The 22,773-nt window shown below is 46.0% G+C and carries 21 protein-coding genes and 1 pseudogene; 13 read left to right on the plus strand and 9 right to left on the minus strand.

Annotated features, from left to right (window positions below; genetic code table 11):
- Positions 1-13: 13 nt before the first annotated feature.
- From CTT30_RS21320 to copI, 6 genes are all read left to right on the plus strand, one after another.
- Entirely contained in the window at positions 14-451 is a 438-nt protein-coding gene (locus tag CTT30_RS21320; protein ID WP_239835529.1) for an acyl-CoA thioesterase, read from the plus strand.
- 68 nt (positions 452-519) lie between these two features.
- Positions 520-897 carry a hypothetical protein gene (locus CTT30_RS21325; RefSeq protein WP_252036927.1) on the plus strand — a complete coding sequence of 126 codons (378 nt, stop codon included), beginning with the start codon at positions 520-522 and terminating at the stop codon, positions 895-897.
- 51 nt (positions 898-948) lie between these two features.
- Complete coding sequence (locus CTT30_RS21330; protein ID WP_252036928.1) at positions 949-2,340, plus strand: TolC family protein; 1,392 nt, start codon at positions 949-951, stop codon at positions 2,338-2,340.
- Between the two features lie 10 nt (positions 2,341-2,350).
- Positions 2,351-4,048: an efflux RND transporter periplasmic adaptor subunit gene (locus tag CTT30_RS21335; protein WP_252036929.1), complete on the plus strand. Its 1,698-nt coding sequence runs from the start codon at positions 2,351-2,353 to the stop codon at positions 4,046-4,048.
- Between the two features lie 2 nt (positions 4,049-4,050).
- Positions 4,051-7,179: an efflux RND transporter permease subunit gene (locus CTT30_RS21340; protein ID WP_252036930.1), complete on the plus strand. Its 3,129-nt coding sequence runs from the start codon at positions 4,051-4,053 to the stop codon at positions 7,177-7,179.
- A 62-nt stretch (positions 7,180-7,241) separates the two neighbouring features.
- Positions 7,242-7,787 carry a copper-resistant cuproprotein CopI gene (gene copI, locus CTT30_RS21345; RefSeq protein ID WP_019275418.1) on the plus strand — a complete coding sequence of 182 codons (546 nt, stop codon included), beginning with the start codon at positions 7,242-7,244 and terminating at the stop codon, positions 7,785-7,787.
- A 42-nt stretch (positions 7,788-7,829) separates the two neighbouring features.
- On the opposite strand, the gene CTT30_RS21350 is transcribed toward copI, so the two are convergent.
- Together CTT30_RS21350 and CTT30_RS21355 are read right to left on the minus strand one after the other, a co-directional pair.
- On the minus strand, positions 7,830-8,990 hold the full coding sequence (locus tag CTT30_RS21350) for a hypothetical protein (protein ID WP_252036931.1): 1,161 nt from the start codon (positions 8,988-8,990) through the stop codon (positions 7,830-7,832).
- Positions 8,991-9,340: 350 nt separating this feature from the next.
- On the minus strand, positions 9,341-10,189 hold the full coding sequence (locus tag CTT30_RS21355) for a pirin family protein (protein ID WP_252036932.1): 849 nt from the start codon (positions 10,187-10,189) through the stop codon (positions 9,341-9,343).
- 212 nt (positions 10,190-10,401) lie between these two features.
- Between CTT30_RS21355 and CTT30_RS21360 the strand changes: the two genes are divergently transcribed.
- The 4 genes from CTT30_RS21360 (at position 10,402) to CTT30_RS21375 (ending at position 14,078) form a co-directional block, all read left to right on the plus strand.
- A complete protein-coding gene (locus CTT30_RS21360; protein ID WP_252036933.1) occupies positions 10,402-11,703 on the plus strand; it encodes an alpha/beta fold hydrolase in 1,302 nt (433 codons plus the stop codon).
- Positions 11,704-11,796: 93 nt separating this feature from the next.
- Entirely contained in the window at positions 11,797-12,474 is a 678-nt protein-coding gene (locus tag CTT30_RS21365; protein WP_252036934.1) for a hypothetical protein, read from the plus strand.
- Positions 12,475-12,481: 7 nt separating this feature from the next.
- Complete coding sequence (locus tag CTT30_RS21370) at positions 12,482-13,414, plus strand: hypothetical protein (protein WP_239874369.1); 933 nt, start codon at positions 12,482-12,484, stop codon at positions 13,412-13,414.
- The gene (locus CTT30_RS21375; RefSeq protein WP_252036935.1) at positions 13,401-14,078 is read left to right on the plus strand and encodes a hypothetical protein; all 678 of its coding nucleotides are present in this window, start codon (positions 13,401-13,403) and stop codon (positions 14,076-14,078) included. Before CTT30_RS21370 ends, CTT30_RS21375 begins: the two co-directional genes overlap by 14 nt.
- A 49-nt stretch (positions 14,079-14,127) precedes the next feature.
- Here the strand turns inward: CTT30_RS21375 and CTT30_RS21380 are convergent, their stop codons facing one another.
- Genes CTT30_RS21380 through CTT30_RS21390 form a run of 3 tightly spaced genes read right to left on the minus strand, consistent with a single transcriptional unit; the run spans position 14,128 to position 16,642 of the window.
- Positions 14,128-14,508 carry a VOC family protein gene (locus tag CTT30_RS21380; protein ID WP_239864633.1) on the minus strand — a complete coding sequence of 127 codons (381 nt, stop codon included), beginning with the start codon at positions 14,506-14,508 and terminating at the stop codon, positions 14,128-14,130.
- A 53-nt stretch (positions 14,509-14,561) separates the two neighbouring features.
- Complete coding sequence (locus CTT30_RS21385) at positions 14,562-15,623, minus strand: PKD domain-containing protein (protein ID WP_252036936.1); 1,062 nt, start codon at positions 15,621-15,623, stop codon at positions 14,562-14,564.
- A 17-nt stretch (positions 15,624-15,640) separates the two neighbouring features.
- Positions 15,641-16,642, minus strand: coding sequence for a DUF2860 family protein (locus CTT30_RS21390; RefSeq protein WP_239874366.1), 1,002 nt, complete (start codon positions 16,640-16,642; stop codon positions 15,641-15,643).
- A gap of 209 nt (positions 16,643-16,851) precedes the next feature.
- Between CTT30_RS21390 and CTT30_RS21395 the strand changes: the two genes are divergently transcribed.
- On the plus strand, positions 16,852-18,060 hold the full coding sequence (locus CTT30_RS21395; protein WP_252036937.1) for a LysM peptidoglycan-binding domain-containing protein: 1,209 nt from the start codon (positions 16,852-16,854) through the stop codon (positions 18,058-18,060).
- 111 nt (positions 18,061-18,171) lie between these two features.
- Here the strand turns inward: CTT30_RS21395 and CTT30_RS21400 are convergent, their stop codons facing one another.
- A complete protein-coding gene (locus CTT30_RS21400; protein ID WP_239864637.1) occupies positions 18,172-19,800 on the minus strand; it encodes an ATP-binding protein in 1,629 nt (542 codons plus the stop codon).
- Positions 19,800-20,516: a winged helix-turn-helix domain-containing protein gene (locus tag CTT30_RS21405; protein ID WP_239874363.1), complete on the minus strand. Its 717-nt coding sequence runs from the start codon at positions 20,514-20,516 to the stop codon at positions 19,800-19,802. The genes CTT30_RS21400 and CTT30_RS21405 overlap by 1 nt, the downstream gene beginning before the upstream one ends.
- Positions 20,517-20,833: 317 nt before the next feature.
- Between CTT30_RS21405 and arfB the strand changes: the two genes are divergently transcribed.
- Positions 20,834-21,247 carry an alternative ribosome rescue aminoacyl-tRNA hydrolase ArfB gene (arfB, locus tag CTT30_RS21410; protein WP_239835547.1) on the plus strand — a complete coding sequence of 138 codons (414 nt, stop codon included), beginning with the start codon at positions 20,834-20,836 and terminating at the stop codon, positions 21,245-21,247.
- A gap of 78 nt (positions 21,248-21,325) precedes the next feature.
- Here arfB and CTT30_RS21415 read toward each other — a convergent pair.
- A pseudogene (locus tag CTT30_RS21415) lies at positions 21,326-21,532 on the minus strand (EamA family transporter); the annotation flags it as partial.
- A 78-nt stretch (positions 21,533-21,610) separates the two neighbouring features.
- Positions 21,611-22,027, minus strand: coding sequence for a RidA family protein (locus CTT30_RS21420; RefSeq protein ID WP_252036938.1), 417 nt, complete (start codon positions 22,025-22,027; stop codon positions 21,611-21,613).
- A 255-nt stretch (positions 22,028-22,282) separates the two neighbouring features.
- On the opposite strand from CTT30_RS21420, the gene CTT30_RS21425 reads away from it, so the two are divergent.
- A complete protein-coding gene (locus CTT30_RS21425; RefSeq protein ID WP_252036939.1) occupies positions 22,283-22,744 on the plus strand; it encodes a Fur family transcriptional regulator in 462 nt (153 codons plus the stop codon).
- Positions 22,745-22,773 lie beyond the last annotated feature (29 nt).

Raw genomic sequence — 22,773 nt, forward strand, 5'->3', positions numbered from 1 at the left:
GCAAGGAACACGCATGGAATCGTTACTAAAAGGCTTTCCTGTCATCACAGAAATTCCGGTCGCTTGGGGTGAAATGGATGCTCTGCAACACGTCAATAATGTGGTTTACTTTCGCTACTTTGAAACCGCAAGACTCGACTACTTTGAGCACATCAATCTTCTCGTCAACCTAAGCCAAAGCCATATCGGCCCAGTATTGGGCGAAACAAGCTGCCGCTATAAAATGCCCATCACCTATCCAGACACTCTGATGATAGGGTCTAAAGTCGTTGACATTCAGGAAGACAGATTCACTATGGAGTATCAGGTTGTGAGCAAGAAAGTCGGTAAAGTCAGTACCGTAGGGCGCGCCACCTGTGTGATGTTTGATTTTAAAAACAACTGCAAAGCAAACTTACCTGAGCAAATCAAACAGTCCATTTTAAATTTAGAAGCGACGGCAGAATCCTAATACACCGCTTGACCTTCCCCCTAGGGGAAGCTTTATGCTAGCCGAGTTATCGTCATTTTAGGTTACGTATGGGCTTCCCTTCGATTCGTAAATACTGGATTCTATTTATCAGCATGAGCGCCATGTTGGTATCCAGTTTTGCTACTAGCGAAACCCTAATGACGTTCGAAATGCTCAGCGATTCCGGTAGCAAGCAGGTTCACTGTGGCATGGCAATGAACATGAGCTCAGCGCTGACAGATTCTTCAATTCCATCAGACCATTGTGAAACCAGCGAAGAGATGGTTCATAACTGTTGTAGCGTGATGTGTGCAACGGTTTTCGCCCCCATTCCCCGAACTGATAAACCTCTACTAATCTCAACTCAGTTGGCTCTGATCCATTCAGATGTCCAAGGTCAGGTCATTACCCGTTTAAGCTCACTCTATCGCCCTCCGATAGCGTAATCCGTTCTCTATTATCGACTCCCAGCCTATTGCTTTGGGAGATGGTTTTTCGTGCCTGTCAGGCACTCGGAAACGGACAATAAAGTGAAAATCAAACCAAGGATTCTGGCGCTTTCTGTCAGCGCCGCGGTCTGGTTCGCGCCTGTATCAGCAAGCAACTTGCAAGAGCAGACTCACCAGCCGCAAGCTGTGCTATCACAATTGATCAGCATGGCACTCAACAACGACAGCAATCGAAAGCAATATTTTGCTCAGTCACAAGCTTTGCGCGAAACCGGCGTTGCCAGTGCCACGCTTATGGACCCCAAAATCAAAGTTAGCTTCGGTGGCCTACCTGTAGACAGCTTCAAATTCGACGAAGATCCGATGACGAACATTTCCGTCGGATTGATGCAACAATTTGAGCGTGGCTCGACACTGGAGTTACAACAAAAGAAAAGCAATCAACAAGCGGATGGCGTCGGTTTACAAATCGATGCTCGAGAATTGGACGTCATTAACAGCATGACCCAACTCTGGCTTGAACTGGGTTATCAGCAGCAGGCGAAAACCATCATGCTGGAAAACCGTCGTTTGCTCAAAGAAATGGAAAACTTCATTCAGACCAACTATTCGATTGGTAAAAGTGAAGCTCAGGATCTGCTCAATGCTCAGCTTCAAGTGAGCAAACTGGATGAGAAGCTTCAGGCTAATCAGCAGATGCAACAGCGCTTGATGGCCCAGCTTTCAGAATGGTTGGGAACCAATTGGTCTGAACAGATTCAGAACGTCAGCGCATCCAATCAACTTAACTGGGCCAAGCTCGACCAACAGCTGAACGAGAACCTAGCAAGCTCCGAGTATTATCAGCAGATCAGCCTGCACCCAATGGTAAAAATGGCCAGCCAAACTATATCCACTTCCGAAACTCAGGTTGAAATTGCACAGCAGGCTTACCAACCTCAGTTTGGCGTTGAAGTCATGTACGCCTACCGTCAGGCCAACGGCATGATGGGAGAACCTGCATCAGACCTAGTCAGTGCCTATCTGACCATGGACATTCCTCTGTTCACGGGAAACCGTCAGGACAGAAATCTCGCTGCGGCCCAATATCAGGTCGGCGCGGCCAAGTCCCAGAAAGACACGTTACTGGCTCAGATGAATGCCAAAGTCAACGCCTTGCTTGTCGACCGAAGCAATTTAGCCCAACGACTAGAACGGTATCAGTCCACCCTTCTTCCTCAGGCCAACGCACGAATTCGTGCGGTTGAGCGAGGTTATCAGAACAACACGTCTCAGTTTAACGATGTCATTACAGCCTCTGCCGATGAACTTGCTCTGCAACTCGAACAGCAACGTCTGATTGCAGATTTAAACATTGTGAACAGCAACTTAGCTGCCCTACTGGACGGTTTTGATTATCAAGTTGAGCCAGTCACTTTGGCTCAAAGCGAACAAGAATAAGGTATCTGACATGAAAACATTACAAATCGCTGCTATCGCTCTGTTGGTAGGAGGCGCACTGGGCTATTCCGCTAATCATTTCCTAGCCGGATCTAGCATGGGAATGGACGCCAAAGCGGAGTCTGATTCTGCTGAACCTCTCTACTGGGTTGCTCCGATGGACCCGAACTACAAGCGAGATAAGCCCGGTAAGTCACCAATGGGCATGGACTTAATTCCAGTTTACGCCGAAGACATGGCGGGAGAACAAGATGAGCCCGGAACCATTACGATTGATCCTTCGGTAGAAAACAACCTCGGCGTCAAGTCCGAACCCGTAACCCTAGAACCTCTCTCGCCCCGTATTGAAACGGTCGGTTACATCGCGTTTGATGAAAGCCAGCTGTGGCAAACCAACGTACGCGTCGCGGGTTGGGTTGAAAAACTGTTCATCAATGCGATCGGTGAAAAAGTCAACAAAGGCGATGTGCTGTTTACGCTCTATTCACCTGAGTTGGTGAAAGCGCAGGAAGAGTTACTTAATGCCTCCCGAACAGGCCGAACCGGCTTAGTCAAAGGTGCCACTGAACGACTCGTGACACTAGGTGTAGACCGCGCACAGATTAAAGCGATTCTAAAACGCGGTAAAGCGTCACAAAACATTGAAATAAAGGCACCAGCTAACGGTGTGATTGCAAGTTTGAGCATTCGCGAAGGGGGTTATTTGTCACCCGCGCAAGCAGTGATCAGCGCTGGCCCACTGAACAATGTTTGGGTAGACGCAGAAGTGTTCGAGCGTCAGGCGCAATGGATTAAAGCTGGCAGTGAAGCCTCGATGACATTAGATGCGATTCCGGGCAACGAATGGCAGGGTAAGGTCGACTACGTCTACCCGATTCTTGATCCTAATACTCGTACTCTGCGCGTCAGACTTAAATTCCCTAACCCAGATGGCGAGCTCAAGCCCAATATGTTCGCCAACATTGCTCTTCAACCTGTTAGCGAAGAGTCAGTACTGACTATTCCTAAATCTGCGGTAATACGCTCTGGCGGCATGGCTCGCATCGTTCTGGCAGAAGGCCAAGGAAAATACCGCTCTGCTCGCATCGAAACAGGCCGTGAAGCCGGAGATCGGGTTGAAGTGTTGCAGGGCTTAACCCAAGACGATCAAGTGGTGACTTCCGCACACTTTATGCTCGACTCTGAATCCAGCCAGTCTGCCGACCTTGCGCGCATTAATGGTGTTGAACCAGATGAGGAGACCGTTTGGGCGAAGGGAGAGATCACCGACGTCATGGCTGATCATGGCATGTTGACGATCAACCACCAGCCAGTACCTGAATGGGATTGGCCGGGCATGGTCATGAATTTTACTCTCGCTAAAGACGTCGATGCGAGTGCATTCACAACAGGTCAAAGCATAGAGTTTGAAATGCAAAAAACCGAGTCTGGACAGTACGAAATTGTCGACTACAAAGTGGATGACTCTGTCGTTGCTGGTGAGCTTTGGTTGCAAGGCGATATTTCTATGCTGATGGCCGACTTTGGCATGATCACCTTAAACCATCTCCCTGTCGCGGAGTGGAACTGGCAGGCCGGTGAGATGAACTTCTCCGTTGGCGATGAAGTGGACCTATCGGGTTTTGAGGAAGGCCAGCGCGTTCGATTTCTAGTTGAACGACAAGGTGCAGATTACCTGCTCAAGCAATTGGCAACGGATGAGGGCTAACGATGATCAATGCAATTATCCGTTGGTCAATCAGTAATAGACTTCTAGTATTGATTGCCACTTTAGCTATTGTTTTTGCTGGCCTTTACAGTGTAAAAAACACACCTGTGGACGCGATTCCTGACTTATCGGATGTTCAGGTTATCATCAAAACCAGCTATCCGGGTCAAGCACCTCAGGTGGTCGAGGATCAGGTCACTTACCCATTAACCACTGCCATGTTGGCTGTACCCGGTGCAGAAACCGTCAGGGGATACTCTTTCTTTGGGGATTCCTATGTCTACATCATCTTTAATGATGACACTGATATGTACTGGGCCCGCTCGCGCGTGCTGGAGTATCTCAGCCAAGTCGCACCAAACCTGCCATCCAATGCCAAACCAACGCTGGGGCCTGATGCCACTGGGGTTGGCTGGGTTTACAGCTATGTTCTTCAGGATAAAACCGGACAACATGATTTAGCCCAGTTACGTAGCTTGCAGGATTGGTTCCTCAAATACGAACTGCAAACCGTTGATGGAGTATCGGAAGTTGCCACTGTAGGTGGCATGGTCAAGCAGTATCAGGTCCAGATTGACCCCGCCAAACTGCGTGCTTACAACCTGACATTACAGCAGGTAAACAACGCAATTCAAAACGGCAATCAGGAGACAGGTGCCTCCGTGATTGAGGTCGCTGAAGCCGAACACATGGTGCGCACCACAGGTTACCTGACTAGCATCGAAGATATCCGCTCACTGCCACTTAAGGTAACCGAAAAAGGCACCCCGCTTCTGTTGGGTGATGTCGCGGATATTAACCTTGGCCCACAAATGCGTCGTGGTATTTCTGAGCTCAACGGTGAAGGGGAAGCCGTTGGTGGCGTGATCGTGATGCGCTTCGGAGAAAATGCCAGTGAAGTGATCGCCAAAACCAAAGCCAAACTGACCGAGCTGCAACGCAGCTTGCCTGAGGGCGTCGAAATCGTACCAACGTATGACCGCTCTACGTTGATCGACTCTGCGGTAGAAAACTTATGGAAGAAACTGGCTGAAGAGTTCATCGTGGTTGCGATTGTCTGTGCTTTGTTCCTGTTCCATATCCGCTCATCTCTGGTAATCGCTTTGAGCTTACCGGTGGGTATTCTGACTGCGTTTGTGATCATGCACTGGCAAGGGATTAACGCCAACATCATGTCATTGGGCGGTATTGCCATCGCCATTGGAGCCATGGTCGATGGCGCAATCGTGATGATAGAAAACGTTCACAAGCACATTGAACGCACTCCACTCACCGATAAGAATCGCTGGCAAGTCATTGGCAAGGCTGCAGAGGAAGTCGGCGCACCGCTGTTCTTTTCTCTGCTAATCATCACGTTGAGCTTTGTTCCTGTGTTTGCTTTGGAAGGTCAGGAAGGGAAAATGTTCTCACCACTGGCATTTACCAAAACCTACGCCATGGCAGCGTCTGCTGGCTTAGCGATTACGCTAGTGCCTGTTCTGATGGGCTATTTCATTCGTGGCAAAGTGCTCCCAGAACACAAAAACCCAGTCAACAAAGGGTTAGTCTCGCTTTACAAACCCTTGCTCAACCTGAGCCTGAACTACCCTAAAACCATGATCGTCATTGCGATGGGACTTATGGCATCGGCTTACTATCCAACCAGTAAGCTTGGCAGCGAATTCATTCCTCCACTCGATGAGGGTGATTTGATGTACATGCCGACCACCTATCCGGGCATCTCAATTGGTAAAGCACGCGAGCTGTTACAGCAAACCAATAAGTTGATTAAGAGCGTCCCTGAGGTTGAGACGGTATGGGGGAAAATCGGACGAGCCGAAACCGCAACCGACCCAGCACCACTGACCATGATTGAAACCGTCATACAGCTGAAACCTCGCGAACAATGGCGTGAAGGCGTAACCACCGAATCGCTGCGCAAAGAGTTTGACGATCTCGTGCAGTTCCCCGGGCTAACCAATGCGTGGGTCATGCCAATCAAGACCCGCATCGACATGCTGGCAACTGGCATTAAAACGCCTATTGGGATCAAAATTGCAGGCCCTGACCTTAACGTCATTGAACAAATCGGGGCAGAACTGGAGCCTATTCTCAATCAGGTCAATGGTACGGCGTCTGTTTATGCTGAGCGTGTCGCTGGAGGACGATACGTCACTATCAATATTAAGCGTCGCTCTGCCGCTCGCTACGGCCTCAATATAAAAGATGTGCAACGCGTGATTTCCACTGCGGTGGGAGGCATGAACGTTGGGGAAACCATAGAAGGGCTGGAACGCTATCCGATTAATGTTCGATACCCGCAGGACTACCGTGATTCAGTGGTGAAACTACAGAACCTACCTCTGGTTACTCCAAATGGCGCTCGTATCGCACTGGCTGATGTTGCTGATATTCGTTACGAAGACGGCCCACCGATGATCAAAACAGAAAACGCTCGCCCTAATGGCTGGGTATTCGTTGATATCGATGGACGAGATCTCGGTTCGTACGTTGCAGAAGCGCAACAAGTCGTGGCTGATCAGCTCAATCTGCCCGCTGGCTATTCTCTGGCTTGGTCGGGGCAGTACGAATATATGGAACGCGCGAAAGAGCGCTTGAGTGTCGTGGTACCGATTACGCTGGCGATCATTATGCTGCTGCTTTACTTCAGCTTCCGTCGCATTGGCGAAGTGCTGATCATAATGATGACTCTCCCTCTCGCCATGGTGGGTGGCTTATGGCTGATGCATTACCTCGGCTATAACTTCTCGATTGCCGTTGGGGTCGGCTTTATTGCTCTCGCGGGTGTCGCCGTCGAAATTGGCGTCATCATGCTGGTGTATCTCAACCAAGCCTGGCACTACAAAAAGCTGGATGCCCAAGAGCAGAATCACGCCATTACTTCCGATGATCTGTCGATGGCGATACGAGACGGCGCAGGTCTCAGAGTTCGACCTGTGATGATGACAGTTCTGACCGTCATCATAGGTCTTGTGCCAATCATGTACGGCGAAGGTACGGGCTCTGAAGTCATGCAACGAATCGCCGCCCCTATGATTGGTGGAATGGCATCGGCGCTGCTACTCACGCTTCTGGTACTACCGGCCATTTTCAAATTGTGGAAACAAAGAGAAATCTCACGTCACTCATAACCATAGAACCATGTCCCCGTAGCTCAGTGCTTCGGGGCACCCTACTACTTAAGGAAACAATGATGAAAAAAACAATTCTGGCACTTGCACTGACTCTGGCTAGCACTCAAATTCTCGCTCAAATGGATCACTCATCCATGGATCATTCCAAAATGAATATGGAAGGTATGGACCATTCGAAAATGATGGGCGATATGAAGGGGATGGACCACTCACAAATGAACATGGACGAGATGTCCGATGTCGGTATGCCTGCCAAAGGTGCTAAACCGGACAAAGTGGTCCACGTGATCCTAGACGATGATATGAGCATTACATTCAAAAAAGAGGTGGATATAGAACCGAATGACGTAGTCCAATTTGTGGTTATGAACAAAGGGAAAATCGACCATGAGTTTTCAATAGGCTCAGCACAAGAGCAACTCAAGCACCGTGAGATGATGAAGAAAATGGGCAACCACGCTCATGATTCTGGCAGTACAGTGACGGTTGCTCCGGGCAAAGCCAAACAGTTACTGTGGCATTTCCATGGTGACAACAACGTTGAGTTTGCCTGCAACATCCCAGGACACGCGGAAGCTGGCATGGTCAAATCAGCAGTATTGTAACGCACCCCAGCCTGCCAGCTGTTGCTGGCAGGCCGTATGATGTCAGTCAAAGTGCTTCATCGGATATAAAGTGCCAGCTTTGGGTTGCTGTAAGTGACTCGGTAACACGATAACCTCATCAAAGCCCGCTAACGTATAAACTTTTTCGGAATTGGGAATATTGTTCTTTCCTTCTCTTAGATGTGCTACGTTGTTACGGTAAATCAGATTGTCAGCTCCCGGAGCTTGATGCTTGCCCAACTCCCCAGTCGCAATCAAAGGCCAATGATGGCTCCACGGCAGCTGAATCAGGTTGTGTTCAACTAAATTTTTCCCACCATCGCCATTGTGAAAGTTCACGTCCACTTCAAGGTGATTGTCATAAACCACATTGTATTTAGCTTGCTGATGCAGAGTAACATGGCGAATTTTTCGCACCCTCTCGTTCGTCACTAAAATGTACTGGCCGCGTATATCGTAATAACAGTGACCATTGATTCCCTTGTTGTAGCAGCGGTAGATATCATTACCGCGAAATGTCATGTGTGAGGTATCGCTAGCTGCAAAGATGGGATTCGTCCCTGCTTCCAACATGCGGGTATCTTGTACCCAAGAATCATGACTCTTTTCAGAAAACTTAACCAAGCCGACATAGAGGTTTGGGTCTGATATAGGTTTGTTTTTGTCTCCAGAGCGAGCCACCTTGACGTCATTGATAAATGGCCACGCAGATTCAACATGAGGCTCATCGAAATTGTTTCTATCTAGAGGCTCAAATCCGTCAACCGCAAGCTGAATCGTCATGTTCTCCAAACCCGCCCCAGAGACATCCGAGAATTGGAAAGCAAATCTATCTGTACCATAGCCTTGCCAAGTATTACGCATGGTTACCAGAATATGTGTCTCTGTTTTGCTGCTGCCACGCAATACTATGTTTGAGCGCATCTCCACCGTTTTAGCCAGCCGATAAACACCCTCTTCCAGTATTACTATTCCTCCGCCAGCACGAGCCACTTTATCAATTGCAGTTTGAATATCATCCTTAGACGTTATCTTCGCAACCACTCGTTCAGGATCAAAACACGGAATCCCCCCTCTGACTCCAGCCTTTGCCCATTCTAGGCTCAGCGGAAATCGTTGGTCATACTGGCTGATATCAAACTGCCAATTCGCATCTCCAACCCGACTGCCCGTAGTGCACGCCGCCCTAGCAGATGGCCACATTATCAGGCTCAAAGTGGTTATAAGGAAAAGAGACGCTCGGCGTAATATCGTAAACGAGGAGGGGGTAGACATACTTTAACTCTGTTCAAAGTTGATCTTCTGAGCATAGAGACAAAATGGAGTAATCATTAATAGTTAACAATGATTAACCTTTAAGTAGGTCAAAGGGGTTTTCTAAAAAATCAAAAGAAGTAAATAAAGAAAAAAGCCACGTATCTTAGACACGTGGCAAAACAAAAAGTGAATGGCAGTGGATTATTCGCTTTTTGCGTTTTATAGCCCCCAAAGTCAGGAGCTAATACGTAAAGTTTAGACGAAATAGTGCAACTATCTATTCACACGGTTTAATATCAATATTTTTCAAACTCGCCGTTGTTGTAGTCGCTGATCGCCTGTTCAATTTCTTGCATGCTGTTCATCACGAACGGTCCATAGTGCACCACAGGTTCATCGATCGGTTCACCTTGGAAAATCAGCACGCCGCTGGTTTCCATTGCCGCCAGTTCAGCCGCCTCACCCGCAGATAAAAGCGCCATTTCGCCTTGCTGCACTTTGCGTTCTTTCACACTAATTGCACCCTGATAAACATAAAGCATCATGTTAAATTTCTGCGGCGTGATTAACTTAATCTTGTGGTGAGTTTCAGAACGCCAATCTGAAATTGATAACAGCACTCCGGTTTTGTTTAACGGTCCTTGTTCTAAATGGCCATCGATCGACACCTCTCCTGCCAATACCCGTAGTAAGCCATGACTATCATTATGATATTCTGTGACAGTTTCAGGTTGGAAATCATGGTACTGAGCAGGTTTCATCTTGTCGCGCGCAGGCTGGTTTATCCAAATTTGGAATCCATGCAAATCGCCATCCTGCATGATAGGCATTTCACTATGAATCACACCTCGTCCAGCCGCCATCCATTGAGCGCCACCAGAACGTAATTCGCCGACATTGCCCATATGATCTTTATGTTGGAAATGCCCTTTCAACATGTAAGTCAAGGTTTCAATGCCTCGATGAGGGTGAGGAGGAAAGCCACCAATGTAATCGGAACGTTGATCAGACTTAAGCTCATCCATCATCAAAAATGGTGAAAAGTTGGCGTTATTAAATCCCGCAACACGGCTAATTTTGACTCCGTCACCATCAGATGTGGCGTGGGCTGAAATGATTTGACGGATTTCTCGAAGCTGGCTCATTGTTTTTCTCCTCAAGAGTGATAAGTACAGTCTATCTTCCTCTGATCGAAACTTGAGCTTAAGGATTCGAGCTAGTTATTCAAAATATTTGAACAGCGATATCATCTCATCCAGTTGAAGCTTACCCCCTTTGTCACTCCGATTTGACCTGATAGGATTGGTTATCCGCTTCAACCGGAGTAAAGTAGCCTACTTCACAAAAGGAAATAATAATGAACGCTCAAGCATTTATCGACGCAGGACTGCATTACATCCCCCACTCATTCACTGTGCCATTAGATTACTCTGCCCCGGAGAAAGGACATCTCGATATCTTTGCTCGTGAAGTGTCTCTCGTTGCAGACAAGAATTCGTCTAAACCATGGCTAGTTTATTTTCAGGGAGGGCCTGGGTTTCCATCACCACGCCAAAACGGCAATAACGGGTGGATAAAGCGCGCGTTGCAAAACTATCGCGTGTTGTTGCTTGACCAACGTGGCACTGGTAACAGCTCGGTTGTAAATCACCAAACATTGGCCCATTTACAGCCGCAACAACAGGCAGAGTACCTGAGTCATTTCCGCGCCGACAACATAGTGCGAGATGCGGAATTCATCCGTGAACAGTTCGGTGTCGATAAATGGGCTATCCTAGGTCAGAGCTTTGGTGGTTTCTGCTCTCTGACTTATCTGTCTCTGTTCCCTGAGAGCTTGTCGAGAAGCTACATCACTGGTGGCGTACCCTCTGTTTCCCGTCACCCAGACGATGTCTATCGTGCGACGTTTAAGCGCACGATGGAAAAGAACCAAGCCTTTTTCAGTCAGTTTCCTAAAGCACAGCAATTATGTCAGCAAATTGCCAATCATATTCTGCACAACGAAGTGTACCTGCCCAATGGCCAGCGTTTAACCGTTGAGCAGTTCCAACAGATTGGGATTAACTTTGGCGTTAGTGATACATTCTTGCCTACGTATTATTTACTTGAAAATGCATTGATCACCGTAGAAGGGAAACCTCAACTACGCTATGAATTCCTCAATAGTATGCTCATGGAGCAAAATTTCCAGACCAATCCAATTTATGCCATTTTGCATGAGTCCATCTACTGTCAGGGATTCGCCTCACAATGGAGTGCACATCGCATCCGTCAGGAAAACGTAGCGTTCAATTATCAGCAAGGGCAAGACTTTTACTTTACTGGGGAAATGGTATTCCCATGGATGTTCGACCAATATGTAACGCTAAAACCACTCAAACAAGCCGCTGAGTTGTTGGCCGAAAAGCAGGACTGGTCACCGCTGTACTGTGAAACTCAACTTTCACAAAATAAAGTCCCTGTGACCTGCGCGGTTTACGCCGATGATATGTTTGTTGATATGGATATCAGCCGCGAAACATTGTCAATGATGCCTAATGCCAAAGCATGGATTACCAATGAATACGAGCACAACGGATTGAGAGCCGACGGCGAGCGTATTTTCGACAAACTGTTCGAGATGGGCGAACAAACTGCCGCCAATCTGTCATTGATATAATGAAATCAGGGCGAACACCAAGATCAATGGTTGGTGTTCGCTCTATCAAATCGTATAATTTCCTTATTAGTCTGTTATTGCTGGATTCAGAACATGTCTTCAAAGTTTATTGAACGAGCCTGGTCTCATCCTTGTGTCACTATGGAAGAAAAACTCGTCTTACTCGCTCTGGCAGAATTGTCCGATCGAAGTGGCGCGGTGATTACCACCATGGCAGAGCTACAAGAAATGACCAATGGTTCTGAATCCACGATTGATCATGTCCTTGGTAAACTGGCGGTTGAGCAAGCCATTATTTCCTTGAGCAAGACATACACCCGTAAGCAAGGCAATATTAAGTGCAAAGTGAATGTGGGCAACCAGCATTCTATTCCGGTGTATGCTACTTCAGAACCGATTGCCAAGGTGCCGCAATTCCACAAGACTCAAGTCAAACCACTCAATCCCTCTGGTGCAAAGGGTAAAGCGATTAACGTTGAAGAGCTGTCACCGAATGTCATTGAGTCTTGGGCGGAGGTCATTATGTTCCGCAGTGGGTTCGCCAATCAAACCAACGTTTGGGCAAGTTTCGTAGAGAAAGTTCAAGCCATTGGTCAGCCGTTGATGAACCAAGACGATCTGAACAGTCGTCTTCACGCACACCTGCATACAGAAAAAAGTTATGGGCAAGGCAAAGGTTTCAGTAATAAAAAGCCAGCAGCGACGAAAATGTCCCCCAACCAAGCCTTCAAGAAAAAGATGGCAAACTTCAACTTTGATTTTGACGATTAGGTAAAAGATGAAAGATATCAACGAGATCGCCTCTTCTTGGAAGCAAAAAAGTCAGGACAAGCCTGTTCAGAAAACTCAATCAGTGACCAAACAGACTCCCCCTACGGTGCAACAGACTCAAAAGCCTGCGACTCCTGCGGCGATTTCAAACGCAATAATCAATAGCGAGTTTAATCAGGAGTTGAAGGATGTACTGCGCCCTTATTCCGTAGAACAACGTAAGCACATCATGGCCTTCTTCGGCAAAATGCAGGAGAACTTCTCAACCCAATTCACCCACATGTATGGGTCAGAACCAGATGATGAATTTGCCGCTTTCGCATCAGAACTTTCAATGGATGATGTTGAGCGCATCGTTCACCATCTGCGTGAACGTCTGGTAGCAGGTAAAGAGTGGCCACCCGCACTCGCTTTGCTCTCGATGTTAAAAGATTTACCACTCAACAATGAAATTCTTGAAGCCCGCCATCGCATCTTAATTAAGAAGGATCCGCAAACTCGCGTTGAAAAGTATATCTTCAACCGTAAAAACAGCTACCTAAAATCACTGTCTGAGAAAAATCTCGCCGAGGAATTTAAAGTGCTGTACATCAACGCTTATCAAGAAGTACAAAACAACCTCGATCAGACACTTGATCAACGAGAAAAAGACGTAGAACAGAGTGTCCTTAAAGTAGAACCGACTGACACTGATCGTGAGATTGAGCGTCGTATGGCTCAAGGAATACGGCCTAGTGGAAAAATCGGCAGTATGCTTTCTCGTATTGATAAGCTACGTGGTGCTGTGAAAGCTACCCCTCAACCAGACACAGACCATAGCGTATGGGAAGACGTCACCGAGCCAACAAAACCAGCTAAGCGAGAACAAATCGATCGTGAACAGCAAGCCTTAATGGAACAAATTCTGCGAGAAACAAACGGCGACGATGAGAACCTTTAATATTCTAAAAAAAGAGCGAGATTTCTTTCTCGCTTCTACAGGGCGTTCCCATTGTAAAATCATCATCGACGATTACAGTCGCGACTTGCCGCTCGGTGAAGTCGAGTTGCACGTTGAAGAAGTCTCGAACAAATACAAATACTACTCCAACGAAGCCATCTTTAAACTCACGCTGCCCCTTGAAGAGCAAAATAATATCGACATTTGTACACTCAGCAGTGGTCGTAAAAATCAGTTTCTTTACAAGAAATGCCTGAGATTAGGCGGAAAGTGGGAAAGCATTCTCGGTCAATGGGTGTTTTCCGCGTCTGTTGAAGACAAAGTACGTGAGCTGGAAAACATCATTCGCTCTGAAGAGCAATACTTCGAAGTGACATTCAAAGAAACCGTTACTCTGACCAACCAAGACCTGACTCTGTTTGGCTACCCCGTCGTATTCTCTTCCTCTCGTGCATCCGTGCAAACCATGAAAGGCATCAGATTACATCGCGGTGATATCGCCGTAATGGGCAACAAAACCGTAATAGTCGCAGGCACAAAGATCCGCCTATTCGTGCCATTAGCAATAAAAGACAATCCTGACTTTCGTGAAGACTTCCTCTGTGTGACAGAAGTTGAGAAAAAGCGTAAACCAAACAAAAAGACGAGCTATTCTTGGGAATAATGTCAATGCTTCCCTCGGTGAATCGTTCAGTGAGGGAAGCATTCGGCGATCATGCCATAGAGTGTAGGCCGATCATATTCCCTTCCGTATCGGATACGATAGCGATAAAGCCATGCGGGCCAATAGAAAATTTCGAATGTTCAACCTTTCCCCCAGCCTCCGCCACTCTCGCCTCTTCAACACTGCAGTCCTGACATGAAAAATACACCATGGTACTGTTACCTCCTGCGGAAACGCCCTCCATCTTGGCTAAAGCGCCTGTAGCACCGTACTGCTCCATCGATGCTGGGAATAGCCACATTTCCACCCCCATCTTGGCTTCATCATTCATCTGCTCTAGAGACACCTCAAAAACCGTTTGATAAAACGCCTTTGCTCGCTCCATATCATCAACATAAATTTCAAACCAACCAACCGGATTTGTTTGCATAACCTGTTCTCCTTGTGTATTGCCCAATCAGTTAAAGGTAGACTTTTTTCACATCATTTCAAAATGAGTTTTGAGGTCAAAGATAAGCTGGGTTGATAGACAAACCGCGCGTCACCTTGTTCCTGAGAATCAAGGAAACTGACCACTTGTTGAGCGTATTTATGGCTATTGGCTCCTTCGGCCACAAATCGAGCATCAACAGCATCAGGGTTAGCGTTTACTTCTACACACTCACTGTCAGCGTCAGTAGGACAAATCCTGACGTCATGAGCAGCGAGTGTGGAAATTAAGGTGAGGAACAGTTGCTCATCAAAGTCACCGCTGGCACTAAAGTCCAAGTAAATATCCGTACAGTCGGATAAATCGCGCAGAGCAGCAGAAAGCAAAGATAACAACTCGTGGCTAGACAACGCAGCTATCGTTTCAAATCCGATCCGTCCTACGCCATTGCGCTTTACCCAAAACACTGTGCCGGTTGTCGAATTCAGCTGACTGGTCGTTTCATCATTAATTTGCAACTCAAAAAGTTCTGTATCTAACTCGCTGATCATATGAGTCACCAGCCCCTGCCATTCCTCATCAGAGTTAACACGGTCAGCTTCCACTAGGTAAGGTTGATAGAGTTGCTGCCACTGATCTTCAACCGCTGAATATCGGCTTGTGTCTTGAGCGAATGTTTTCCACATCAACTCGTAGTCATCACTGTAACCGAGGCTGCTTCGGACCGTTGCGACTTGAGCACTTTGTGTCAACACTACTTTCACACTATCTGTATTCGTCCTTCCCCCACTATCTTTTACATACAGCTCAAAGGTGTAAGTGCCTGTTTGTGTTGGGTTAATTAAGGTCGCAGTTAAACTATCAGAATTCAAAATAGCTAACTGCACTGGCCCTGATGTTTGTGTCCACTGTGTTTCTTTAATGCTGTAGACGTTTTTCGGGTAGGTTTTTGCAGAGCCACTGAGTGAAATCGTATTTTGGGGTAGGTTGTAAACCTTATCACTGCCTGCATCAACTGTAGGTTTGGTATATTTTTCTGCATCGCTGGCATCACTATCACACCCGGACAAGATAACCAAAGCGCACAATAATAGAAACTTAACTAGATTAGACATGCTTATTCCTCGCGTCATTAAAATTGGAAGCTGACACCCGTGGATAGAAAAAGGTTTTCGCTGCTGTAGAAGTCGATCTCGGAGTCTGTTTGTTGATATCCCGCCATCAGGTTGAGATTGGTATTAGGTAAGCCAAGTAAACGTTGATAGCTATAAACCGAGAAAAAGCCGAAGCTTTGCTGATCTTGTTTGCGATTGAAAACGGGATTATCTGCGTCATACTCTGCGGAGCCAAGACGGAACGTCGAGGTCAAAGTATGATTTGAGCGGTGAAACGCCAGAGCAATTTGGCCATCAATTTTCTCGAAAGAGTGGGCACGACCTTCCGCATCTCTGAGGCTATAGTAAATGGCTGGCACAAGAGTAAACGAACGACTGATGGGTAGAGCACTCTCCACTCCAAATCGATGGTAATCACTGTCACGCATGAGAAGCGAACGTTGCGCATCACTCAGTGACTGAGAAAAACCGATCTCTTCTGTCTCGACTTCACTTTGCGCGTACGCATATTTTAAAGAAGCGGACAATGGACCATGTAAATCCATCGCAAACCTGAGGCCAGATACCGTATGGTCGGTGACACTTCTTGAAACCCCCGTTAAATAAGGGTCTCGCCACACTTCATCTTGCCCAGGCAGGCTACCAAACAGAGCGGTCGTAATCGCCATGTTTCTGCCTACTTTTTGTGACAAACCAAGCTCTGCTTGGAAGTTGGCTTCTGTTACCTGATCTTCGCTATTGCCAAAGAAAATGATCGTCTGACCAAAATTGTACTGCAGGCGACCTAATAACATCGGCGAGACTTGATTTACTTTTTCCCCACTGTTGGATAAGTCTTGTGTCACAGCATTATCATCGTGGGTATTGTGCTGGGATTGGCTGCGTATATAACCAGCATTAACACTAATGACCCCGCTAAAACCTAATACTGATGGATCCACTTGCGCAGACGTACTCGGAGAAAAAATGATGAAAAGTAGTGATTGACATACCAATAAAGGCCTTGTTCTGACGTACATGCGAATTCCTTTTTGAGTGACTGTTCATCAAGCCAATCAAAAGTAACATTCACCAATCAAATCAATCTCCACCCAGTTATGGACAGTTTGTGTCCGCAATGGTCACAATTTCACCAACCTAACTAATACACCCATAACCACTCATCGCTAAAGCGGCTTTTTTCGTTTACCATACGCACCCTTCACCATATGAATAAACACGATCACCTATGGCTGCATTGGATTTTAAACCACGTACAAGAGTGACTCATGCGGGCTATAAACCCATAGAAGGCGCTTTTCAACGTCCTAAAACATCCTCCTCTTTCTACCACTCTGCGCCCGATACACCTGAACCGACGCCTGAGTATCAATGTCGAATAAAAATACATTGTGAGAAAGAGGATCTGAACGCATTAACTGTGGGAGTATGGACACTTGGTAGAACCCAAGCGGACAAGCCGGTGAGGCAGTGGTCAGCAATGTCGTCTGATGACGGTAATACACTGTTGACAGCTCTCTGTTTCGAAAAAGAAGAAAAAACCCTTTACCATGATGCTTTTCAACAGGCAGGCCACTCAACTTCATACACGGTTACCTCAACGACATGCACCTCAGAGTATGTCAATGCAGAGTTTGTCCCGGTCAAATTAGCCATCCAGCCCAATGAAACACGGTTAGCTTGGGCGACAGAAGGCTATTTTTATCATTTTGTTGAGAATCGTCTTATAAAAGAATACAAAGTGGTCGGAAACGGTCGATGGACACTGCAACTCACTCGCTCAACTCATGAGTTGCTAACCGATGAATTAGTCTCAGAGCACCATTACCCGGCCATATTACTACCCTATAAAATAGAAAGGCGTGAAGTCTCACCCCAGCACCTTCTATATCGTTCAGAAAAACTCTCCGCAGAAACATTAGCAAGCCTAGATCATGCTTGGCTGAATCAACATGCCATGACTCTGGATTTACCCGGTATTGTGGCTGAACGAGGAAAACCTCTCATTAAGCGAAAGCCAGCCAGTAAAGTAAAGCAAGATGACACCGTGCCAAGTCAGACTCATATTGTGCAGCGAGTTCCTGAAACAGGTAAGCGTGAATTATGGCCCGATATCGCCGCTCAATATGGGCTGTCATCCAAAGCCTTGCTACAGCTTAATCCTAAATATGATGCAGACCCAACTCAGCTTAGGGTTGGCGATAAACTCATAGTCAGTGAGTCGGTGTGCAAGGCTTTCATGAAGCCACCGGAAATGGCTGCGCCGATTGAATCGCTGAAAGAAGTGCATTTACTTGGCAATGTTTGGGGCAGATACCATGAATTAGCGCTCTCAGAATCTGCGGTCAATATCATGGAAGACCGTACCGTTTCAGGCTATGTACCGGTTTTAAACTCCGGTCGAATATACCGTGACACCACCAACAAGCAGAAATAAATGGAGTTCACAGGCGCAATAAATGGCCATGTGCATCAAAATATGATTAGGTATGGCCACTCTCTATGAGTGCGCGGAACTGCAACACAGTAATACTTTTGCTGCTAGCATTCATGGCGTTGTGTTTATAGCCTGATCTTCTACTGGTTGCGCTGACCCTTTAATAGTTGGCCATGTCAGGATAAACTGAGCCCCTCCCAATGGTGATGAGGTCACATTCACCTGACCCTGATGCCACTTCATTACTTGACGAACGATGGCCAAACCAAGTCCATGCCCTTTCTCACTGCTTCGTTCTTGGTTATCAAGCTGAATAAAAGGCTCAAAGATTTTTTCTTTATCTTGCTCATCAATACCAGGACCATCGTCTTCAATATTGAGGGAATACCCATCATTCTCATAAGCGAAAGATATCGATATTGTTCTATTGGCAAACCGACTTGCATTCGCAAGAAGGTTTTTCACCGCACGCATTAACCCTGCTTTGTCGATAAAGGCATAGTGCGAGCGTAAGTGCGGTGAACAATAAAATTTGACCTCCAGATCAACATGCTCTAGACGAAAAAATTCAACCTCCTTCGCCAATTCATCTGCCAGACAACATTGGGTAAATTGAGCTATATCTGCAATGCGATTGTATCTTGAAAGCAATAAATTTTGATTGATCAAATGGTCTAGATCTTCAATGCTCGACTGTATGGTCGTGTGATATTTATCTCTTTGTGCCCGAGGTAAAGCCTCATCCTCTATCATCTCCAAAGCAAAGCGCAACCTATACAATGGGGTACGTAAATCATGGGCTATCGCATTGGTCAGCTCTCGCTGACCGGCGATCAATCGTTCAATGTTGTCCGCCATAGTATTAAATGAATGGCTTAATTGCGAAACCACCGATAAGCGAGAAGCCTTTGCCCGTTTGGAGAGTAACCCTTGTCCAAACTCGTTCGAAGTATGCACCAAGCGCTTGAGATCTCGCCAAAGAGGAAGCACCCACAGAACCAAGGCCAGAGAAATAATAACGAAGAATAATCCACCAATCGCAGAGGTGAGTTTTAACTGTGTGCTTTGAGACATATCATCATGGACATGAAGCCAGACTCCATCAGCAACAGGGGCCAGTAGCTCAATTTGTCCTTGTTGATTAATATAACTGACTATTTCTCCTGGCTTTTCTTCAATGGCTGATAAAGCATTGTCAGACAAGTCCTCGTCGTTTTTTAAACTAATCTGAAACGGAATGATTGTATTCTTCTCAGCTAAGTCCTGAGGCCACTCCTCTCTTGGCAAGGCCCGAAGCTGTTCAGAAGCAAGGAACAATGAACCCGCAGCTTGATTCAATGCTGCCAATTGAGTCGATTCATTTAACGCAAAGTAGATAAGGTAATTGCTTTGGCCCACGCGTTTAAGCAGTGCCATTGGGTCCCCAAACAGAAAGGTAATCTCGCCACTCTTAATAGAATGGAAGACTTCTGCATCATCTTGGTATTTATCAAGCGATTCCAACTTTAGAGGATAAGCAAAATGCTCGGCATAGGACTGGATAATACCCTGCCATTGTATTTGTGGTTGCGCGAGCAGCTTTCCACTCAAAATATCAAAGTTAACGGCATAAACTTGTTTGTAAAACTGCTCTGAAAATGACTCATTCAAACGTTGAATGGGATTAATAGAGGTGGGAATAATCAGCAAGACAATTGGAACAAACACCGCCAACCATAGAATAGAAAATGCTCGAATCACTATGCCACATCCTCTGTAGATACACACAACTGGTAACCTATGCCTCGGACTGTTTTGATTAACTCCGGCTCTTGTGGATCATCCTTTAATGTCCGCCTTAAACGAGAAATACGCCTATCGATCGTTCTGTCCAAGCCATCATATTCAAAGCCACGAATCGATTGTGCAATCTCATCGCGAGACACCACTTGACCTGCGTTCTTAGCCAATAGATGGAGCAAGTCAAACTCGGAAGTGGTTAGCTTAATCAACTGGTTATCGATGGTTACTGCTCTATGTTTTAAATTGATCATTAAGTGCCCAAACGTCAACTCATCATTGAGTTTACTTGCAGATTGACGCTGCTGACGACGTAACAATGCACGAATACGTGACAGTAACAAACGCGGTTTAACCTGCTTTACCACATAATCGTCGGCGCCAAGTTCAAGCCCCATCACTTGATCAATATCGTCATCCAGCGCTGTTTGCATCAAGATCATACCTTGATAACCCGCTCTGATGGCTCTGCAGACATCCATGCCACTTTGGCCCGGCAGCATAATGTCAAGAATGACCAGATCCGGCTGCCCTTCCAAAATGGCATCTACAGCGCGGATTCCATCGGTGATAACATTGACCTCAAACTCATAGTTCTGCAAAAAATCTCTAATTAAATCAGCTAATTCCACATCATCTTCAACTAGAGTTATCGTATACGTGTTGGCTGTTAACATAGGATAGGTGAGCAAGTGAACGTTAGAAGAACTATAACTCACCGTGATAGAAACGAATGTGACTATTTGTGACAAAAGAAAGAAGTTGTGACGAATCTAAGAAATCCACGATTCGCTATTTTCAAACTGACCAGAGCCTTCCCATTATCTTATCTCGTTTTTTAGCCAGCGAGCTCTACATAGGCTTACTCACTGATTAGATCGTCCAATACCTGATCCAGTTACTGCATTGATATCAAGTTTAAGCACTTTGATTTATAGTATTTAGCCTCTCTTCGCTTTACACTTGACCTATCACTCCGCAACCCACCCCATTCATGCTCAAAATTTCGAACACAGTGACACTTCAGGCATGGGAAATTCAACTAACGGCAATCCGTGCTCAAGGGGCTGGTGGACAGAACGTGAACAAAGTCTCCTCTGCAATACACTTGCAGTTTGATATTAAGCATTCAACACTCCCTTCAATATACAAAGAACGTTTACTGGCTTTACAGGATTCTCGAATCTCAAAAGAAGGGGTTATTACTATCAAAGCCCAGCAATATCGCACTCAGGAGCAGAATAAAGAAGATGCACTGAATCGTCTCGCTGAGCTGATTCGCTCCGCTAACGTTGTACAAAAAAAGCGCCGTCCTACCAAACCGACCCGAGCCTCCAAAGAAAGGCGATTGAAAGCCAAGGGAATAAAGTCACAAACCAAATCTTTACGCGGTAAGGTAAGCCATTAATTGTCATAGCGAGTTCGGCTCATCCAGTCTGCACACTATTGTAACAAAAGGGCTTGTCCGTGTACCACGGCTCAATTAGCCAATCAAAGCGAAAAGCCCCCACTGCTTGCTAGTACTTGTAATTCCTATGAGCTTACAAATTAGGATCAACGAGAGTGCTCCAAGGATGGCGCGAAATGTACCTATCCAAACTGGGTCAAACCCTGTTAAAGAGAGTTTCTGAAAAATAAACTGCAAGCCCCAAATGAGTCCAATGGCAAGCAGCGTTAAGTAGTTTTTAAACATCATTTGGATAACCTAAAGTGCATCATTTTCACTGGTGTATTTACGTTCTCAATCAAGTAAGTTTTATTGCAATATCAATTACGTCGCTTTAAAAGCAACGGCATCCACCTCTATTTTCATCCCATCAAGCGCCAGCCTTGGAACTGGGATTAACGTACTGGCTGGTAAGTGATCACATGGCCAACGCTTAAGCATCTCATCGCTCCAGATGTTCAGTTTGCTTTCATTATGATCAACGATTAACACTGTAATCTTTAAAACATCGCCGAAACTCAGTGCCTGGGCAGTCAGGGCAATATCCAAGTTGGTTAAAACACTCTGTACTTGTTGGCGAAAGTCTTCACTTAAACGGTGCTCAACGCCTTCTCCCCCACTTTGACCTGAGATATAGACAAGTTGTCCATTAGATGGAGCCGTTACTGTGTGACAAAAACCATATGGCGTAGGATTGAATAGATGTGATGGATTATGAAAAGTGATTGTTTTATCTGACATTTCTAGCTCTCTCTATTGTATGTTCAATTCTCACGCACTATAAAAGCTCAACTTAACTTGAGGTCAATGACATTTTTTATAATTTGGCGTGTTTAGAGAAAGGCAAGAGGTAGACAGCACTCCAAGCTCGAAGACGTTCATTTTCTTGCTCGACAATTATGGGGAAAGGGCTTATTGCGACCAAAAATGTTATGTTATAACATATTAAAAATACAATAATGGAACACCAGAAAATACGCAGTTTGGGTGAAGGTTATGGAAACAATCGAATCAATGGTTAAGCAGGCAGAAAGGCACTGTCTAGCGAAAGGTAAACGACTCACATCAAAAAGGAAGCAAGTGCTCGCTACTCTTCTTCATGCTAACAAAGCTCTATCTGTTTACGAGTTAATGGATTACGCAAAAGCACATTTTGGTGAAACCATTCAAGCCATGTCTGCTTATCGCATTTTGGATTTTTTAGAAGAAGAGCACTTAGTCCACCGGCTTAACGTTTCTAGCAAATACGTCGCATGCGCTCACATTCATCACGAACACGCCCACGGTGTCCCACAGTTTTTAATTTGTCGTCGATGCAACAAAACGCAAGAGCAGACTTTAGATCCTTCCATGGTCACAACCCTTGAATCAGACGCTGAACAAGTTGGATTTAAGCTTCTCACACCTCAGGTTGAAATTAATTGCCTGTGCGACGAATGCTGTCAAACCTCCTCATAACTCCCACATTCAATAATCGAAAAGGAGAT

The organism is Vibrio coralliilyticus (assembly GCF_024449095.1).
Lineage (GTDB): Bacteria > Pseudomonadota > Gammaproteobacteria > Enterobacterales > Vibrionaceae > Vibrio > Vibrio coralliilyticus_A.

Bases quoted from the DNA above. Each gene is read 5' to 3' on its own strand.
- arfB (WP_239835547.1), top strand. From the start codon at position 20,834: ATGCTCAAAATTTCGAACACAGTGACACTTCAGGCATGGGAAATTCAA.
- CTT30_RS21405 (WP_239874363.1), bottom strand. From the start codon at position 20,516: ATGTTAACAGCCAACACGTATACGATAACTCTAGTTGAAGATGATGTG.
- CTT30_RS21340 (WP_252036930.1), top strand. From the start codon at position 4,051: ATGATCAATGCAATTATCCGTTGGTCAATCAGTAATAGACTTCTAGTA.
- CTT30_RS21420 (WP_252036938.1), bottom strand. From the start codon at position 22,027: ATGTCAGATAAAACAATCACTTTTCATAATCCATCACATCTATTCAAT.
- CTT30_RS21375 (WP_252036935.1), top strand. From the start codon at position 13,401: ATGAGAACCTTTAATATTCTAAAAAAAGAGCGAGATTTCTTTCTCGCT.
- CTT30_RS21320 (WP_239835529.1), top strand. From the start codon at position 14: ATGGAATCGTTACTAAAAGGCTTTCCTGTCATCACAGAAATTCCGGTC.
- CTT30_RS21325 (WP_252036927.1), top strand. From the start codon at position 520: ATGGGCTTCCCTTCGATTCGTAAATACTGGATTCTATTTATCAGCATG.
- CTT30_RS21395 (WP_252036937.1), top strand. From the start codon at position 16,852: ATGGCTGCATTGGATTTTAAACCACGTACAAGAGTGACTCATGCGGGC.
- CTT30_RS21355 (WP_252036932.1), bottom strand. From the start codon at position 10,189: ATGAGCCAGCTTCGAGAAATCCGTCAAATCATTTCAGCCCACGCCACA.
- CTT30_RS21360 (WP_252036933.1), top strand. From the start codon at position 10,402: ATGAACGCTCAAGCATTTATCGACGCAGGACTGCATTACATCCCCCAC.
- CTT30_RS21380 (WP_239864633.1), bottom strand. From the start codon at position 14,508: ATGCAAACAAATCCGGTTGGTTGGTTTGAAATTTATGTTGATGATATG.
- CTT30_RS21365 (WP_252036934.1), top strand. From the start codon at position 11,797: ATGTCTTCAAAGTTTATTGAACGAGCCTGGTCTCATCCTTGTGTCACT.
- CTT30_RS21385 (WP_252036936.1), bottom strand. From the start codon at position 15,623: ATGTCTAATCTAGTTAAGTTTCTATTATTGTGCGCTTTGGTTATCTTG.
- CTT30_RS21370 (WP_239874369.1), top strand. From the start codon at position 12,482: ATGAAAGATATCAACGAGATCGCCTCTTCTTGGAAGCAAAAAAGTCAG.
- copI (WP_019275418.1), top strand. From the start codon at position 7,242: ATGAAAAAAACAATTCTGGCACTTGCACTGACTCTGGCTAGCACTCAA.
- CTT30_RS21350 (WP_252036931.1), bottom strand. From the start codon at position 8,990: ATGTGGCCATCTGCTAGGGCGGCGTGCACTACGGGCAGTCGGGTTGGA.
- CTT30_RS21425 (WP_252036939.1), top strand. From the start codon at position 22,283: ATGGAAACAATCGAATCAATGGTTAAGCAGGCAGAAAGGCACTGTCTA.
- CTT30_RS21390 (WP_239874366.1), bottom strand. From the start codon at position 16,642: ATGTACGTCAGAACAAGGCCTTTATTGGTATGTCAATCACTACTTTTC.
- CTT30_RS21335 (WP_252036929.1), top strand. From the start codon at position 2,351: ATGAAAACATTACAAATCGCTGCTATCGCTCTGTTGGTAGGAGGCGCA.